Origin of the sequence: Pseudomonas sp. KT_2_4, assembly GCF_041410225.1 — a bacterium.
In the GTDB taxonomy this organism is placed as follows: domain Bacteria; phylum Pseudomonadota; class Gammaproteobacteria; order Pseudomonadales; family Pseudomonadaceae; genus Aquipseudomonas; species Aquipseudomonas paracarnis.
This window is the reverse complement of sequence record NZ_CP166962.1, coordinates 4,662,056-4,674,982: the sequence shown is the minus strand read 5'-3', so window position 1 is coordinate 4,674,982 and position 12,927 is coordinate 4,662,056. Positions and strand designations below refer to the sequence as shown.

Below are 12,927 nucleotides of genomic sequence, written 5' to 3'. Positions count from 1 at the left end.
CAAGCCCGCTCCCACAATTGGTCCGCGGGGGGTCAAGTAGGGAAGCGTCGCGGTTAGGCCGCCATCGCAGGCAAGCCAGCTCCCACAATTGGATCACCGCAGGGCTCGATTACAAGGCAACCGGCGCCCGTTCGCACAGGGTATTAAGCGCCGCCGCCCACTGCGGCTCGTCATTCAGGCAAGGCACCAACACCAACTCCTCGCCCCCCGCTTCACGAAATTGCTCGCGACCGCGATCGCCAATTTCCTCCAACGTCTCAATACAGTCGGCGACGAACGCCGGGCACATCACCAGCAGCTTCTTCACCCCTTGCTGGGCCAATGCCTCAAGGCGCGCCTCGGTGTAGGGTTCGATCCACTTGGCCCGGCCCAGGCGGGACTGGAACGCCACCGACCATTTGCCCTCAGGCAAACCCAGCCGCTCGGCCACATCCCGCGCCACGCTGAAGCACTGCGCGCGGTAACAGGTGGCAAGCACTTCAGGGGATGCGTTCTTGCAGCAGTCGGCGTCCTTGAAGCAGTGCTGGCCGGTAGGGTCGAGCTTGGTCAGGTGACGCTCAGGCAAACCATGGAAACTGAGCAGCAAGTGATCGTAATCCTGCTCCACATAAGCGCGCACACTCGCCGCCAGCGCATCGAGGTACTCAGGCTGATCGTAGAACGGTTGCAGGATCGAAAACTGCACATTCAGTTGCTTGTCGCGCACCACTCGCTTGGCTTCCTCTATCACCGTGGTGACGGTGCTGTCGGCAAATTGAGGGTACAACGGCGCCAGTGTGATTTTTTGAATACCCTGGGCGGCCAGGCGCGTCAGGACCGTTTCCAGGGACGGTTCGCCGTAACGCATCGCCAGTTCCACCGGGCCCTGGGTCCACTGCGCGGTCATCTGCTGTTGCAGGCGGCGGCTCAGCACCACCAGCGGCGAGCCCTCGTCCCACCAGATCGACGCATAGGCATGGGCCGATTGCTCGGGGCGCTTGATCAGGATCAGCGACACCAGCAAGCGCCGCACCGGCCACGGCAAGTCGATCACATAAGGGTCCATCAGGAACTGATTGAGGTAGCTGCGCACATCGGCCACTGAAGTGGACTTTGGCGAACCCAGGTTGACCAGTAACAACGCGTGATCGGTCATGCAACATCCTATCTTTAGAGGCGGCTGGACAAGTCGTCCAGAGCCGCACGCAACTCAGTGAACTGGAAAGTGAAACCTGCGGCCTGCAGCCGTTCAGGCAAAGCCTTTTGCCCGCCCAGCAACAAGCCGGACAACTCACCCAGGCCAACCTTCAACGCAAATGCCGGCATCGGCATGAACGCCGGGCGGTGCAGCACCTGGCCCAAGGTCTTGGCAAATTCGCGGTTGCGCACCGGGTGTGGCGCGCAGGCATTATAAGGACCGTTGGCGTCTTGCTTGTGCAGAAGAAAATCAATCAGGGCGATTTGATCCTTGATATGCACCCAGGGCATCCACTGCCGTCCATTGCCAATCGGCCCGCCCAGCGCCAGTTTGAACGGCAGCAGCAGGCGCGACAAAAAGCCGCCCTCGGCAGACAGCACCAACCCCGTACGCACCAGCACCACGCGAATGCCCAAGGCTTCGGCACGCTGGGCGGTTTCCTCCCAGGCGATACACAACTGGCTGGGGAAGTCATCCAGCACCGGGCCGCTGGCTTCGGTCAGTTCGCGCTCGCCGCCGTCGCCGTACCAACCCACCGCAGAACCGGAGATCAGCACCGCCGGTTTTTGCTCCAGGCTTTCCATCCAGGCCAGCAAGGTTTCGGTGAGGTGAATGCGACTGTTCCACAGCAATGCCTTGCGCTTGTGGGTCCAAGGCCGGTCGGCGATAGGCGCGCCTGCCAGGTTGACCACCGCGTCCACCGCGCCAATCACCTCTTGTAGACGAGCCACCCCGAGCACCTGCGCACCACACACCTGGGCGACCGTTTCCGGTTGCCGGCTCCACACCGTCAGGCGATGGCCTTGCGCGAGCCAGTGCTTGCAGAGTTGGCGACCGATCAAGCCGGTACCGCCGGTCAGCAAAATATGCATGGGACTCTCCTCATGTAACGTTCGCCGCCGCTCACTGGTCTATTTTATAAGCAGGGATCAATTTGATAATTGAGCGTGACGGGGGTTCAAGCCTTAGCTTAACCATAGGTCACGCCACACAATCAGGCACGCCAAAACTTATACCAAAAAACAATATTGTACAGCTATTGGTGTCGGCGTAGTCTGTACCCAACGGTAAAACGAGGCCTCCCATGACTGTTCCCATCGCGATCATTGGTACCGGCATCGCCGGTCTCTCCGCCGCCCGAGCGTTACAAGACGCCGGGCACGCAGTACAACTCTTCGATAAAAGCCGCGGCAGCGGTGGCCGCATGTCCAGTAAGCGCAGCGACGCCGGCGCGCTGGACATGGGCGCGCAATATTTCACCGCCCGCGACCGGCGCTTCGTCAACGAAGTGCAGCGCTGGCAAAGCAACGGCTGGGCCGAGCAGTGGAAGCCCCAGCTGTATAACTTCAAGTCCGGGCAATTGACGCCCTCCCCCGATGAGCAGATCCGCTGGGTGGGCACACCGCGCATGAGCGCCATCACCCGCGCCCTGCTCGACGACTTGCCGGTGGAGTTCGGTTGCCGCATCACCGAAGTCTTCCAGGGCACGCAGCACTGGAACCTGCTCGACGCGGACGGCGGCAATCACGGCCCTTTCAGTCACGTGATCATTGCCACGCCGGCGCCCCAAGCCACCGCCCTGCTGGCCGCCGCGCCCAAGCTGGCGAGCGCCGCCGCCGGGGTGAAAATGGACCCGACCTGGGCCATCGCCCTGGCGTTCGACAAGCCCCTGGATACGCCGATGGAGGGCTGCTTCGTGCAAGACAGCCCCCTCGACTGGCTGGCGCGCAACCGCAGCAAGCCTGGGCGCGACACCACCCTCGACACCTGGGTGCTGCACGCCACCAGCGCCTGGAGCAAGGCCCACCTAGACCTGCCCAAGGAAGCGGTGATCGAACACCTGCACGGCGCCTTTGCCGAATTGCTGCACAGCGCCATGCCCGCGCCGTCGTTCAGCCTGGCGCATCGCTGGCTCTACGCACGCCCCTCCAGCAGCCATGAGTTCGGTGTGCTGGCCGACGCCGACCTGGGCTTGTTCGTTTGCGGCGACTGGTGCCTGTCCGGTCGGGTGGAAGGTGCCTGGTTGAGTGGCCAGGAAGCGGCGCGACGCTTGATCGAGCACCTGCAATGAACCGCATCAACCCCGCCAAACTGCTGCTGTCAAAATGGACGGCAGCTCATCCTCGCCACAAGGAAAAACACTTCCTGGTCACCGAGTTGTTCCGTGACGACGAGGGCACGGTGCTGGACATCGAACTGCAGGCCATCCTTACTCGGCGCGCCGAACGCCTGCCCTGGCAGACCCTGAAAAACGCTGAAGACTGGAAAATCGGCTGGAAATAAAGCGGCGGCACAAACCTGTACAAATTATTTGACTTGTACAACATCGAGCCTATGATGAGATTTAGTTGTACAAGATTTTTAGCTTGTACAGGATTCTTGCAGAGGTTTGCTTATGTCCAGCCATGTGAAACCGAAGATCGCCATCAGCGCCTGCCTTCTGGGTGAGAACGTGCGCTTCAATGGCGGTCATAAACAGTCCCTGCTATGCAGCCAGACCCTGAGTGACTACTTCGATTTTGTCCCGTTGTGCCCTGAAGTTGCCATCGGCCTGGGCATTCCTCGGCAAGCGATCCGCCTGGTCGGCGATCCCAACCAACCGCAGGCTGTGGGCAGCGTAAACCCTGCGCTCAATGTCACTCAGCCACTGGACGATTACGGCCAGCAAATGGCCCGGGAACATACCGACCTGTGCGGCTACATTTTCATGCAAAAGTCACCGTCTTGCGGGCTGGAGCGGGTCAAGGTGTACCGCGACAACGGCACGCCCGTCGACGGTGGCGGGCGCGGTATTTACGCCCAGGCGTTTTGTGCCCGCCACCCCAACCTGCCGGTGGAGGAAGACGGTCGCCTGAACGACCCGGTGCTGCGGGAAAACTTCCTCACCCGCGTATTCGTGTACGCCAGTTGGCAGCAACTATTGGCCGACGGCCTTACCCGTCACCGCTTGCTGACGTTTCACTCGCGCTACAAGTACCTGCTGATGGCCCACAGCCCGGCGCATTACAAAAGCCTGGGCCACTTGCTCGGCAGCATGGGTAAGGGCATTGACCTGCAAGCTTTGGCCGACGGCTATTTCAGCGAACTGATGGCGGGCCTGAAAAAATGCGCGACTCGCGGTACCCATACCAATGTGCTGCAACACATCAGTGGCTACCTCAAGCAGGCCATCAGCGCCGATGACAAACAGGAAATGCAGACCGTCATCGGCCAATACCGCCACGGCATCGTGCCACTGGTGGTGCCGCTGACCCTGCTCAAGCACCACTTTCGCCAACATCCGGACCGCTACATCGCGCAGCAGGCCTACCTGCAACCGCACCCGGAAAACCTCAGCCTGCGTAATGCGATCTAACCCATGAAACCTGCCCTGCTCGACGAACCCGGCGAAGACATCGCCCTGGCCCTGGAAAACGGTTGGCTGCCGATCCGCGAGGTGGCGCGCCAGACCGGCGTGAATGCGGTGACGCTGCGCGCGTGGGAGCGCCGCTACGGCCTCATCGTGCCCCAGCGCACGCCCAAAGGGCATCGGTTGTTCAGCGCCGAACACGTGCAACGCATCCAGGCCATCCTCACCTGGCTCAATCGCGGCGTGCCGGTCAGCCAGGTCAAAGGGCTGATCGACTCCGCCCAAGGTAGCCCGGAGCCGATGGAAAACGAGTGGCAGAGCCTGCGCCAGCATTTGGTGAGTGCCATCAGTGAACTGGCCGAGCGCCGGGTCGATGACGCCTTCAACCAGGCCATGGCGCTGTACCCACCACGCACCTTGTGCGAGCAACTGATGCTGCCGCTGCTCAACGAGCTGGAACAACGCTGGCAGGGCCAGTTCGGCGCGCAGATGGAGCGGGTGTTCTTCCTGTCCTGGCTGCGCAGCAAGTTTGGCGCACGGATCTATCACAACAATCGTCAACTCCACGGCGCGCCGCTGTTGCTGGTCAATCATTCCGACCTGCCCCTGGAACCCCACCTGTGGCTCAGCGCCTGGCTGGCCAGCAGTGCCGATTGCCCGGTGGAAGTGTTCGATTGGCCGCTGCCGATGGGCGAACTCGCCCTGGCGGTGGAACACCTGCAACCGCGTGCGGTGCTGCTGTATTCGAGCAAGGCGTTGCAGGTGCCGGCCCTCAGCAAACTGCTGGGCGGCATCCGTTGCCCAACCGTGATTGCCGGACCAACGGTGTGCATCCACCACGCCGAGTTGGGCGTATTAACCCAGGACATCCCTGAGTTGTCCGTGGCCGAGGACCTGTTGTCGGCCCATCAATTATTGATCCAGCGTGGAATTGTCTGAATGCATCTGATCTGGTTGCGCACCGACTTGCGCCTGCACGACAACACTGCCCTGGCGGCCGCGAGCCAGCGCGGCCCCGTCGCGGCTGTTTACCTGATCACGCCCGAGCAATGGCAGGCGCATGATGACGCGCCGTGCAAAGTCGATTTCTGGCTGCGCAACTTGCAGCACCTGAGCCAGGCACTGGACAACCTCAACATCCCCCTGTTAATCCGCCACGCCGCGACCTGGGACCAGGCGCCGACGGTACTGAGCCAACTGTGCCGCGAGCTGTCGGTGGAGTCGGTACACGTCAACGAGGAATACGGCATTCACGAGAGCCGCCGCGACAGCGCCGTGGCCCAGGCCCTGGAAGCTGACGGCGTGACCTTCCACAGCTACCTGGACCAACTGTTTTTCCAGCCGGGTAGTGTGCTGACCAAGACCGGCACCTACTTCCAGGTGTTCAGCCAGTTCCGCAAGGTCTGCTACAGCCGCCTGCACAGCGCCCTGCCCCGCAGGGTGCCGACGCCAAAGGCCCAGGCCGAGCCTGGCGTGAAGAGCGACCCTGTGCCAACGGCAGTCGAAGGGTTCCCGACACCCAGCGAAACCTTGCGTGCCCTCTGGCCCGCTGGCGAAGACGAAGCGCGCCGTCGCCTTGATGCCTTCGCCGATCAGCAGATCAGCTATTACAAGGACGAACGCGACTTCCCGGCCAAGCCCGGCACCAGTCAGCTTTCTGCCTACCTGGCCGCCGGTGTGGTTTCGCCGCGCCAGTGCTTGCACGCCGCGCTGCAAACCAACCAGGGCGAGTTCGAAAGCGGCGACATCGGCGCAATCACCTGGATCAACGAGCTGCTGTGGCGCGAGTTCTACAAGCACATCCTGGTCGGCTACCCACGGGTTTCCCGCCACCGCGCGTTTCGCCCGGAAACCGAAGCGCTGGCCTGGCGCAAGGCGCCCGAAGACCTGGCCGCCTGGCAACAGGCGCGCACCGGCTTGCCGATCATCGACGCGGCCATGCGCCAATTGCTGGAAACCGGCTGGATGCACAATCGCCTGCGCATGGTGGTGGCGATGTTCCTGACCAAAAACCTGCTGATCGACTGGCGCGAAGGCGAGCGCTTCTTCATGCGCCACCTGATCGACGGTGATCTGGCGGCCAACAACGGCGGCTGGCAGTGGAGTTCGTCCACCGGCACCGACTCGGCGCCGTATTTCCGGATATTCAGCCCGCTGAGCCAATCGGAAAAATTCGACGGCGACGGCGTGTTCATCAAACGCTGGCTCCCGGAACTGGCCGCGCTGAATAAAAAACAAGTGCACAACCCCGAAGCGGCTGGCGGCCTGTTCGGCGTGGCGGATTATCCGCGTGCCATCGTCGATTTGAAACAGTCTCGCGAGCGTGCCTTGGCCGCATTTCGCCGGCTGCCTTCGCGTCAGGAGATGGCCGAACATGAGTGACTTCCTGCGCCAGTTCGCCCACACCTTCGCCACGCTGGACAAGCACAACCTGCACCTGCTCGGCCGCCTGTACAGCGAGGACGTCGCCTTCGCCGACCCCCTGCATGAAGTTCAGGGCCTGCCAGCGTTGCAGCGTTACTTTGCCGACTTGTACAGCAACGTCAGCGAGCTGAACTTTGACTTCCACGGCTTCGATACCGTGGCCGAAGGCGAGGGCTACCTGCGCTGGACTATGCGTTTTCGTCACCCACGACTGGCCGGCGGCCAGGTGATCGAGGTGCCAGGCTGTTCCCATTTGATGTGGCACGACAAGGTTTACCGCCATCGCGACTACTTCGATGCCGGCGCCCTGCTCTATGAACATGTCCCCCTACTGGGTCGCGTTATTCGTTGGCTGAAAAGGAGAATGGGATGAGCCTTACACCGCCCCGTCGTTATTGGCTGACCGGCGCCAGCAGTGGTATCGGTGCGGCGCTGGCCGTGGAGTTGCTCGACAGCGGCGCCCACGTGGCCCTGAGTTCCCGCACCCAAGGCCCGCTGGATGCCCTCGCCGTTCGATATCCAGGCCAGGTGCTGGTGGTGGCCGGCGACCTGACCAACAGCCAGACCGTGCGCGAGATCGGTGAGCGTATCAGCGAGGTCTGGGGTTCGCTGGACACGGTGATCCTCAACGCCGGCACTTGTGAATACGTCGACGCCCGGCAATTTGACGCCTCGATCATCGAGCACGTGGTGCGTACCAACCTGCTGGCGAGCAGTTATTGCATCGAGGCCGCGCTGCCGCTGTTGCGCGCCGGGCGTACCCCGCATCTGGTGGGCGTGGCCAGTGCCGTGACCTACCTGCCCATGCCTCGCGCCGAAGCCTACGGCGCGTCCAAGGCCGGCCTGCGTTACTTGTTCGAATCCCTGCGTATCGGCCTGTCGCCAGAAAACATCGATGTCACGGTGATCAGCCCAGGCTTCGTCGACACGCCGCTGACCGAGCGCAATGATTTCCCGATGCCCCTGAGCTGGCCGGCCGACAAAGCCGCGAAACACATCTTCGCCAAGCTGGAAAAACGCCCGCTGGAAATCGCCTTTCCGGCCCTGTTCATTGCCACCTTGTGGCCGCTGTCGAAGCTGCCCAACCGCGCGCAACTGATCATCGGCAAACGCATGCTGCGCAGCCCGCCACCGAAGAAGGACGACCTGTGAAGATCGCCATTATCGGCAGCGGCATCGCCGGGCTGACCAGCGCCTACCTGCTCAGCCGTCGCCACGACATTACGCTGTTCGAGGCCAGTGACTGCATTGGCGGGCATACCCACACGGCCAAGGTGACGGTCGACGGCAAAAGCTATGCGGTGGACACGGGCTTCATTGTGTTCAACGACTGGACCTACCCCAACTTCATCCGTCTGCTGGAGCAGATCGGGGTCAGGTTCAAACCCACCGAGATGAGCTTTTCGGTGTGTGACCAAAGCACTGGCTTTGAGTACAACGGCAACAACCTCAACAGCCTGTTTGCCCAGCGCCGCAACATCCTGTCGCCGGGGTTCTGGGGCATGTTGCGCGATATCCTGCGCTTCAATCGCCAGGCGCCCCTGGACTTGCAAGAGCAGCGCATCAGCGCCGACATGACCCTGGGCGATTACCTCACCGCTGGCGGCTATGGCCCCAGGTTTATCCGGCATTACATCGTGCCGATGGGCGCGGCCATCTGGTCGATGTCCTTGGCCGATATGCTCAAGTTTCCGCTGCAGTTTTTTGTGCGCTTCTTCAAGAATCACGGCTTGCTTTCGGTGAGCAACCGCCCGCAATGGTGCGTGATCGAAGGCGGCTCCAGCTGTTATATCGAGCCGCTGACCCGCAGCTTTCGCGAACAGATACGGCTCAACTGCCCTGTGCATAAGGTGCAACGCAGCGACGAGGGTGTGGTTATCCACAGCCCGGCCGGCAGCGAAACCTTCGACCGCGTGGTGTTCGCCTGCCACAGCGATCAGGCCCTGGCCTTGCTCGATGACCCCAGCCAGGCCGAACAGCAGATCCTCGGTGCCCTGCCCTACGCCGACAACGACGTGGTGCTGCACACCGACACACGCCTGCTGCCCGACCGCAAACTGGCCTGGGCCAGCTGGAACTATCGGCTGACGGGCAACGTGCAACAACAGGCCGCCGTCACCTATGACATGAACATCTTGCAAGGCATCGACAGCGCCACTACCTTTTGCGTCAGCCTCAACCAGACGCCGATGATCAACCCGCTGAAGATCCTGGCGCGCTACACCTACGCCCATCCGCAATACAGCCTGGCCGCAGTCGCCGCACAGGCACGCTGGGAAGAATTGAACGGCGTGCGCAATACCTTCTACTGCGGGGCCTACTGGGCCAGCGGCTTTCACGAAGACGGCGTGGTCAGCGCTCTGCGCGTGGCCCAGGCGTTTGGGGAAACCCTGTGAACAGCGCCCTGTACAGCGGCTGGATCGCCCATCGGCGGTTTAAGCCCAAGGCCCACGCCTTTCGCTACCGCATCGGCCTGCTGTACCTGGACCTCAGCGAAGAGGACGAAGTACTGGGGCTCTCGCCGCTGGCTGGCACGAGTCGCCTGGCGCCTTTCGGTTTCCGCCAGCAGGATTACCTGCGGGAATTCACGCGCCACGGCATGAGCTTGAGCGATGCTGTGCGCGACGAAGTCGGCAAGGCCCTGGGGCATACGCCCCAGGGCGCTATCTGCCTGCTGACCCAGGCCCGCAGTTGGGGCCTGGCTTTTAACCCAGTGAGTTTCTTCTACTGCTTCGAGGCTGACGGGCGACTGGCCGCGATCCTGTGTGAAGTGACCAACACCCCATGGCGCGAGCGCTATCACTACGTGCTGCCTGCCCAGGCACTGGGCGCCGATGAGCACCAGCATTTCGCCGTGGCCAAGGCCTTCCATGTGTCGCCGTTTTTGCCTCGCGAGCTGGAATACCGCATGAGTTTCAGCCCGCCCGCAGCCAGGCTCGGCGTGCATATGGCCGATTGGCAGGGCACGCAAAAAGTCTTCGACGCCACCTTGAGCCTGGAAAAACAGGCACTGAGCCGCGCCAGCCTGCATCGCTATCTGTGGCGCTTCCCCTGGATGACCGCCAAGACCGGCCTTGCGATCTACTGGCAAGCCTTGCGCCTGCTGCTCAAACGCACACCGATTTTTTCCCACCAGGCCGCCGATGGCGCCTCTCGCACCGCAGTCGGGTATACCAAGGATCGCCACCATGAAATCCCCTAGCTTATCGGTCAAGGCTAACCGCCTGAACGTCAACGGCATGACCGCTGCGCTGTTGCGCAAAGGCGTGTTGCGCCAGCTCAGCCAATTGCGCCACGGCCAGTTGGTGATCATCGAGGATGGCGAGCGGCAAGTCTTCGGCGCACGGGAAGCGCACCTGCTGGGCGAGATCCAGATTCTCGACGCGGCGGTATGGGGGCTGGTAGCGGCCAATGGATCGATCGGCGCTGGCGAAGCGTTTATCCATGGTTACTGGACCAGCCCCGACCTCACCGCCGTCGTGCGGGTGATGGTCAGCAATCTGGAGGTGCTCGACGCCATGGAAGGCGGGCTGGCACGCCTGGCCCGGCCGTTCACTCAGGGCCTGCACTGGCTCAACCGCAACACACGCAAAGGCTCGCAAAAAAACATCGCCGCCCATTACGACCTGGGCAACGACCTGTTCGAAGAATTTCTCGACCCCACCATGATGTACTCGGCGGCGCAGTTCCTGACGCCTGATGACACCCTGGAGCAGGCACAGCTGAACAAGCTGGCGCGGATTTGCCAGAAACTGGCGCTCAAGCCCAGCGACCATCTGCTGGAAATCGGTACCGGCTGGGGCAGCATGGCGTTGTATGCGGCGCAGCATTATGGTTGCCGGGTCACCACCACGACCTTGTCCAAGGAGCAGTTCGCCTACACCGCCCAGCGTATCGAGGCGCTGGGCCTGCAAGATCAAGTGACCGTGCTGCTGAGCGATTACCGCGACCTCACCGGTGAGTACGACAAGCTGGTGTCGATCGAAATGATTGAAGCGGTGGGCCATCGTTTCCTGCCCACCTATTTCAAACAATGTGCCCAGTTGCTCAAGCCCGACGGCCTGATGCTGCTGCAAGCCATCACCATACGTGAACAGCGCTTTGAACAGGCCAAGCGCAGCGTCGACTTTATCCAGCGCTACATCTTCCCCGGCGGCGCGCTGCCCTGTGTGCAAAACATGCTGCAGATCGTCAGCCGCGACACCGACATGAACCTGCTGCACATGGAAGACTTCGGCCTGCACTACGCTCGCACCCTGCGCCTGTGGCATGAAAACTTTCGCCGCGCCCATGGCCGTCTTGCGGAACTCGGTTATGACGAATACTTCCTGCGCCTGTGGGAGTTTTACCTGTGCTACTGCGAAGGCGGCTTTATGGAGCGCACCATCGGCACCGCGCAGTTGCTGCTGGCCAAACCGGCGGCCATCAATCCGCCGCTGCTCGGGCGTTTCAGTGCTTAAATCCCTGGCCAATGCCGTGCTGTTTCAGTGCGGCTGGTTTGCCTGCGTACTCGGCGGCGATAGCCGTTGGTTGCTGATCGGCGTCGCGGCACTGGGCGCACACTTGCTGTGGATAAGTGCTTGGGCAAGAGTGGGGCAAGTGATTCTGGCCGTGACGGTGCTGGGAACGCTGGTCGATACAGCACTGCGCGGGCTCGGCGTGTTTGAGTTCAATACGCCGGGACCACTGATTCCGCTGTGGCTGATACTGTTATGGGCCTTGCTGGCCACCACCTTGCGCCATTGCCTGGCCTGGAGCGCACGGCCCTGGTGGCTGGCCAGCCTGCTAGGCGCGGTGGGCGGGCCGTTGTCTTATTACGCCGGCAGCCAATTGGCAGGCGTGAGTTTTGCGTACGGCACCACCCCGACACTGATCGGCCTGGCGCTGTTATGGGCCATGCTCTTTCCGCTGTTGCACGGGGTTGCACAGAGGCTGGAATACTGACGCCCGTCCGAGCATTCATACGCGTCTAGCGCACTTGCCTTACACTGCGCGCCTATGACCAACATCCCTCACATTCAAATCACCGAACCCGTCACCTGCTCGACGTGCGCGGCCTGTTGCTGCCAGCTGGAAGTCATGCTGATCACCGACACCGGCGTGCCGCAACGCTTTATCGATACCGACGATTGGGGAGGTGAGGTGATGCTGCGCCTGGACGACGGCTGGTGCGCAGCGCTGGACCGCGACACGATGATGTGCACGATCTATGAGCTTCGGCCGTTGATTTGCCGGGAGTTCGAGATGGGGGCGCCGGAATGCCTTGAAGAGCGCGAAGGTATTACCACGGCCTATCGCTGACCCCGAACTTCGTGACGATCACGGGCTTGTGTGGGAGCGGGCTTGCTCGCGAATGCGGTGGGTCAGTCTAAGTATGTGCTAGCTGATACACCGCTTTCGCGAGCAAGCCCGCTCCCACAGGGGGGCCAAGTGTTCTTGAGATTAGAGCGGCATGGTGTAGTGCAGCGAGTAGCTCTCTACCCCATCGTTATTGCTGCTGATGCCGGCATTGGAATAATGCGTGGCACGAATGCCCACTTCATGCCCGCCGTTGAACCGCAGGCCGAAACCCAGGCGGTCTTCGAACTGGAAGGACTGGCCGATGTTGTTGTCTTCCAGCCGAGTGCGAGAGAACAACGCCACGCCGATACCGGCTTCGATGTAGGGCTTGACCGACTCGCCGGCAAACTCATACACAAATACCGGCGAGAACGACAGGCTGCTGGCGCCTGCACGCTCGTCCCCTTCCCAATAGGTATAGGCGCCGCTCCAGTAGCCGGTCAGTCGGCCGACATTGCTCTGCATCCAGCTTTTGTCCCAATCGGAGGTCAGGCCCAGGCGGTAGGTCAGCGTCGAATCGCTGGTGCTCCCCAAGCCGAACTCCAGGCCGGCGGCCTGGGCTGAAACAGAGTGTCCCAACATAGCGGCCGCAATCGCAGCCAAACAGAACAAGCGCTTCATGTGAAACGTCCTTTGC

The 12,927-nt window shown here is 61.9% G+C and carries 15 protein-coding genes; 12 read left to right on the top strand and 3 right to left on the bottom strand.

Features of this window, described 5'->3' with window-relative positions; all coding sequences use genetic code 11:
• Positions 1 to 109 precede the first annotated feature (109 nt).
• Together hemH and AB9N64_RS21435 are read right to left on the bottom strand one after the other, a co-directional pair.
• On the bottom strand, positions 110 to 1,135 hold the full coding sequence (gene hemH / locus AB9N64_RS21440; RefSeq protein WP_014716851.1) for a ferrochelatase: 1,026 nt from the start codon (positions 1,133 to 1,135) through the stop codon (positions 110 to 112).
• 14 nt (positions 1,136 to 1,149) lie between these two features.
• Positions 1,150 to 2,049 (bottom strand): TIGR01777 family oxidoreductase, encoded by a 900-nt coding sequence (locus tag AB9N64_RS21435; RefSeq protein WP_014716850.1) that lies wholly within the window; start codon positions 2,047 to 2,049, stop codon positions 1,150 to 1,152.
• A gap of 212 nt (positions 2,050 to 2,261) precedes the next feature.
• Between AB9N64_RS21435 and AB9N64_RS21430 the strand changes: the two genes are divergently transcribed.
• From AB9N64_RS21430 to AB9N64_RS21375, 12 genes are all read left to right on the top strand, one after another.
• Positions 2,262 to 3,248, top strand: a complete 987-nt coding sequence (locus tag AB9N64_RS21430; RefSeq protein ID WP_014716849.1) for an NAD(P)/FAD-dependent oxidoreductase — start codon at positions 2,262 to 2,264, stop codon at positions 3,246 to 3,248.
• Positions 3,245 to 3,460, top strand: coding sequence for a TIGR02450 family Trp-rich protein (locus AB9N64_RS21425; protein WP_014716848.1), 216 nt, complete (start codon positions 3,245 to 3,247; stop codon positions 3,458 to 3,460). The genes AB9N64_RS21430 and AB9N64_RS21425 overlap by 4 nt, the downstream gene beginning before the upstream one ends.
• A 112-nt stretch (positions 3,461 to 3,572) precedes the next feature.
• Positions 3,573 to 4,532: a DUF523 and DUF1722 domain-containing protein gene (locus AB9N64_RS21420; protein ID WP_014716847.1), complete on the top strand. Its 960-nt coding sequence runs from the start codon at positions 3,573 to 3,575 to the stop codon at positions 4,530 to 4,532.
• 3 nt (positions 4,533 to 4,535) lie between these two features.
• Positions 4,536 to 5,465, top strand: a complete 930-nt coding sequence (locus AB9N64_RS21415) for a MerR family transcriptional regulator (protein ID WP_014716846.1) — start codon at positions 4,536 to 4,538, stop codon at positions 5,463 to 5,465.
• Positions 5,466 to 6,908, top strand: a complete 1,443-nt coding sequence (gene phrB / locus AB9N64_RS21410; RefSeq protein WP_014716845.1) for a deoxyribodipyrimidine photo-lyase — start codon at positions 5,466 to 5,468, stop codon at positions 6,906 to 6,908.
• On the top strand, positions 6,901 to 7,323 hold the full coding sequence (locus AB9N64_RS21405; protein WP_020302485.1) for a nuclear transport factor 2 family protein: 423 nt from the start codon (positions 6,901 to 6,903) through the stop codon (positions 7,321 to 7,323). The genes phrB and AB9N64_RS21405 overlap by 8 nt, the downstream gene beginning before the upstream one ends.
• On the top strand, positions 7,320 to 8,102 hold the full coding sequence (locus AB9N64_RS21400; protein ID WP_032903982.1) for an SDR family oxidoreductase: 783 nt from the start codon (positions 7,320 to 7,322) through the stop codon (positions 8,100 to 8,102). The genes AB9N64_RS21405 and AB9N64_RS21400 overlap by 4 nt, the downstream gene beginning before the upstream one ends.
• Positions 8,099 to 9,346: an NAD(P)/FAD-dependent oxidoreductase gene (locus AB9N64_RS21395; protein ID WP_032903980.1), complete on the top strand. Its 1,248-nt coding sequence runs from the start codon at positions 8,099 to 8,101 to the stop codon at positions 9,344 to 9,346. Before AB9N64_RS21400 ends, AB9N64_RS21395 begins: the two co-directional genes overlap by 4 nt.
• On the top strand, positions 9,343 to 10,152 hold the full coding sequence (locus AB9N64_RS21390) for a DUF1365 domain-containing protein (RefSeq protein ID WP_371359661.1): 810 nt from the start codon (positions 9,343 to 9,345) through the stop codon (positions 10,150 to 10,152). The genes AB9N64_RS21395 and AB9N64_RS21390 overlap by 4 nt, the downstream gene beginning before the upstream one ends.
• On the top strand, positions 10,139 to 11,410 hold the full coding sequence (locus AB9N64_RS21385; RefSeq protein WP_020302482.1) for a cyclopropane-fatty-acyl-phospholipid synthase family protein: 1,272 nt from the start codon (positions 10,139 to 10,141) through the stop codon (positions 11,408 to 11,410). The genes AB9N64_RS21390 and AB9N64_RS21385 overlap by 14 nt, the downstream gene beginning before the upstream one ends.
• The gene (locus tag AB9N64_RS21380) at positions 11,403 to 11,894 is read left to right on the top strand and encodes a DUF2878 domain-containing protein (protein ID WP_371359660.1); all 492 of its coding nucleotides are present in this window, start codon (positions 11,403 to 11,405) and stop codon (positions 11,892 to 11,894) included. The genes AB9N64_RS21385 and AB9N64_RS21380 overlap by 8 nt, the downstream gene beginning before the upstream one ends.
• 54 nt (positions 11,895 to 11,948) lie before the next feature.
• Entirely contained in the window at positions 11,949 to 12,251 is a 303-nt protein-coding gene (locus tag AB9N64_RS21375; protein WP_003188364.1) for a YkgJ family cysteine cluster protein, read from the top strand.
• Positions 12,252 to 12,392: 141 nt separating this feature from the next.
• Here AB9N64_RS21375 and AB9N64_RS21370 read toward each other — a convergent pair whose 3' ends face one another.
• Positions 12,393 to 12,911, bottom strand: a complete 519-nt coding sequence (locus tag AB9N64_RS21370) for an acyloxyacyl hydrolase (protein WP_073453465.1) — start codon at positions 12,909 to 12,911, stop codon at positions 12,393 to 12,395.
• Positions 12,912 to 12,927: the final 16 nt, after the last annotated feature.

Bases quoted from the DNA above. Each gene is read 5' to 3' on its own strand.
- AB9N64_RS21425 (WP_014716848.1), top strand. From the start codon at position 3,245: ATGAACCGCATCAACCCCGCCAAACTGCTGCTGTCAAAATGGACGGCA.
- AB9N64_RS21370 (WP_073453465.1), bottom strand. From the start codon at position 12,911: ATGAAGCGCTTGTTCTGTTTGGCTGCGATTGCGGCCGCTATGTTGGGA.
- AB9N64_RS21435 (WP_014716850.1), bottom strand. From the start codon at position 2,049: ATGCATATTTTGCTGACCGGCGGTACCGGCTTGATCGGTCGCCAACTC.
- AB9N64_RS21385 (WP_020302482.1), top strand. From the start codon at position 10,139: ATGAAATCCCCTAGCTTATCGGTCAAGGCTAACCGCCTGAACGTCAAC.
- AB9N64_RS21375 (WP_003188364.1), top strand. From the start codon at position 11,949: ATGACCAACATCCCTCACATTCAAATCACCGAACCCGTCACCTGCTCG.
- AB9N64_RS21430 (WP_014716849.1), top strand. From the start codon at position 2,262: ATGACTGTTCCCATCGCGATCATTGGTACCGGCATCGCCGGTCTCTCC.
- phrB (WP_014716845.1), top strand. From the start codon at position 5,466: ATGCATCTGATCTGGTTGCGCACCGACTTGCGCCTGCACGACAACACT.
- AB9N64_RS21420 (WP_014716847.1), top strand. From the start codon at position 3,573: ATGTCCAGCCATGTGAAACCGAAGATCGCCATCAGCGCCTGCCTTCTG.
- AB9N64_RS21405 (WP_020302485.1), top strand. From the start codon at position 6,901: ATGAGTGACTTCCTGCGCCAGTTCGCCCACACCTTCGCCACGCTGGAC.
- hemH (WP_014716851.1), bottom strand. From the start codon at position 1,135: ATGACCGATCACGCGTTGTTACTGGTCAACCTGGGTTCGCCAAAGTCC.
- AB9N64_RS21400 (WP_032903982.1), top strand. From the start codon at position 7,320: ATGAGCCTTACACCGCCCCGTCGTTATTGGCTGACCGGCGCCAGCAGT.
- AB9N64_RS21415 (WP_014716846.1), top strand. From the start codon at position 4,536: ATGAAACCTGCCCTGCTCGACGAACCCGGCGAAGACATCGCCCTGGCC.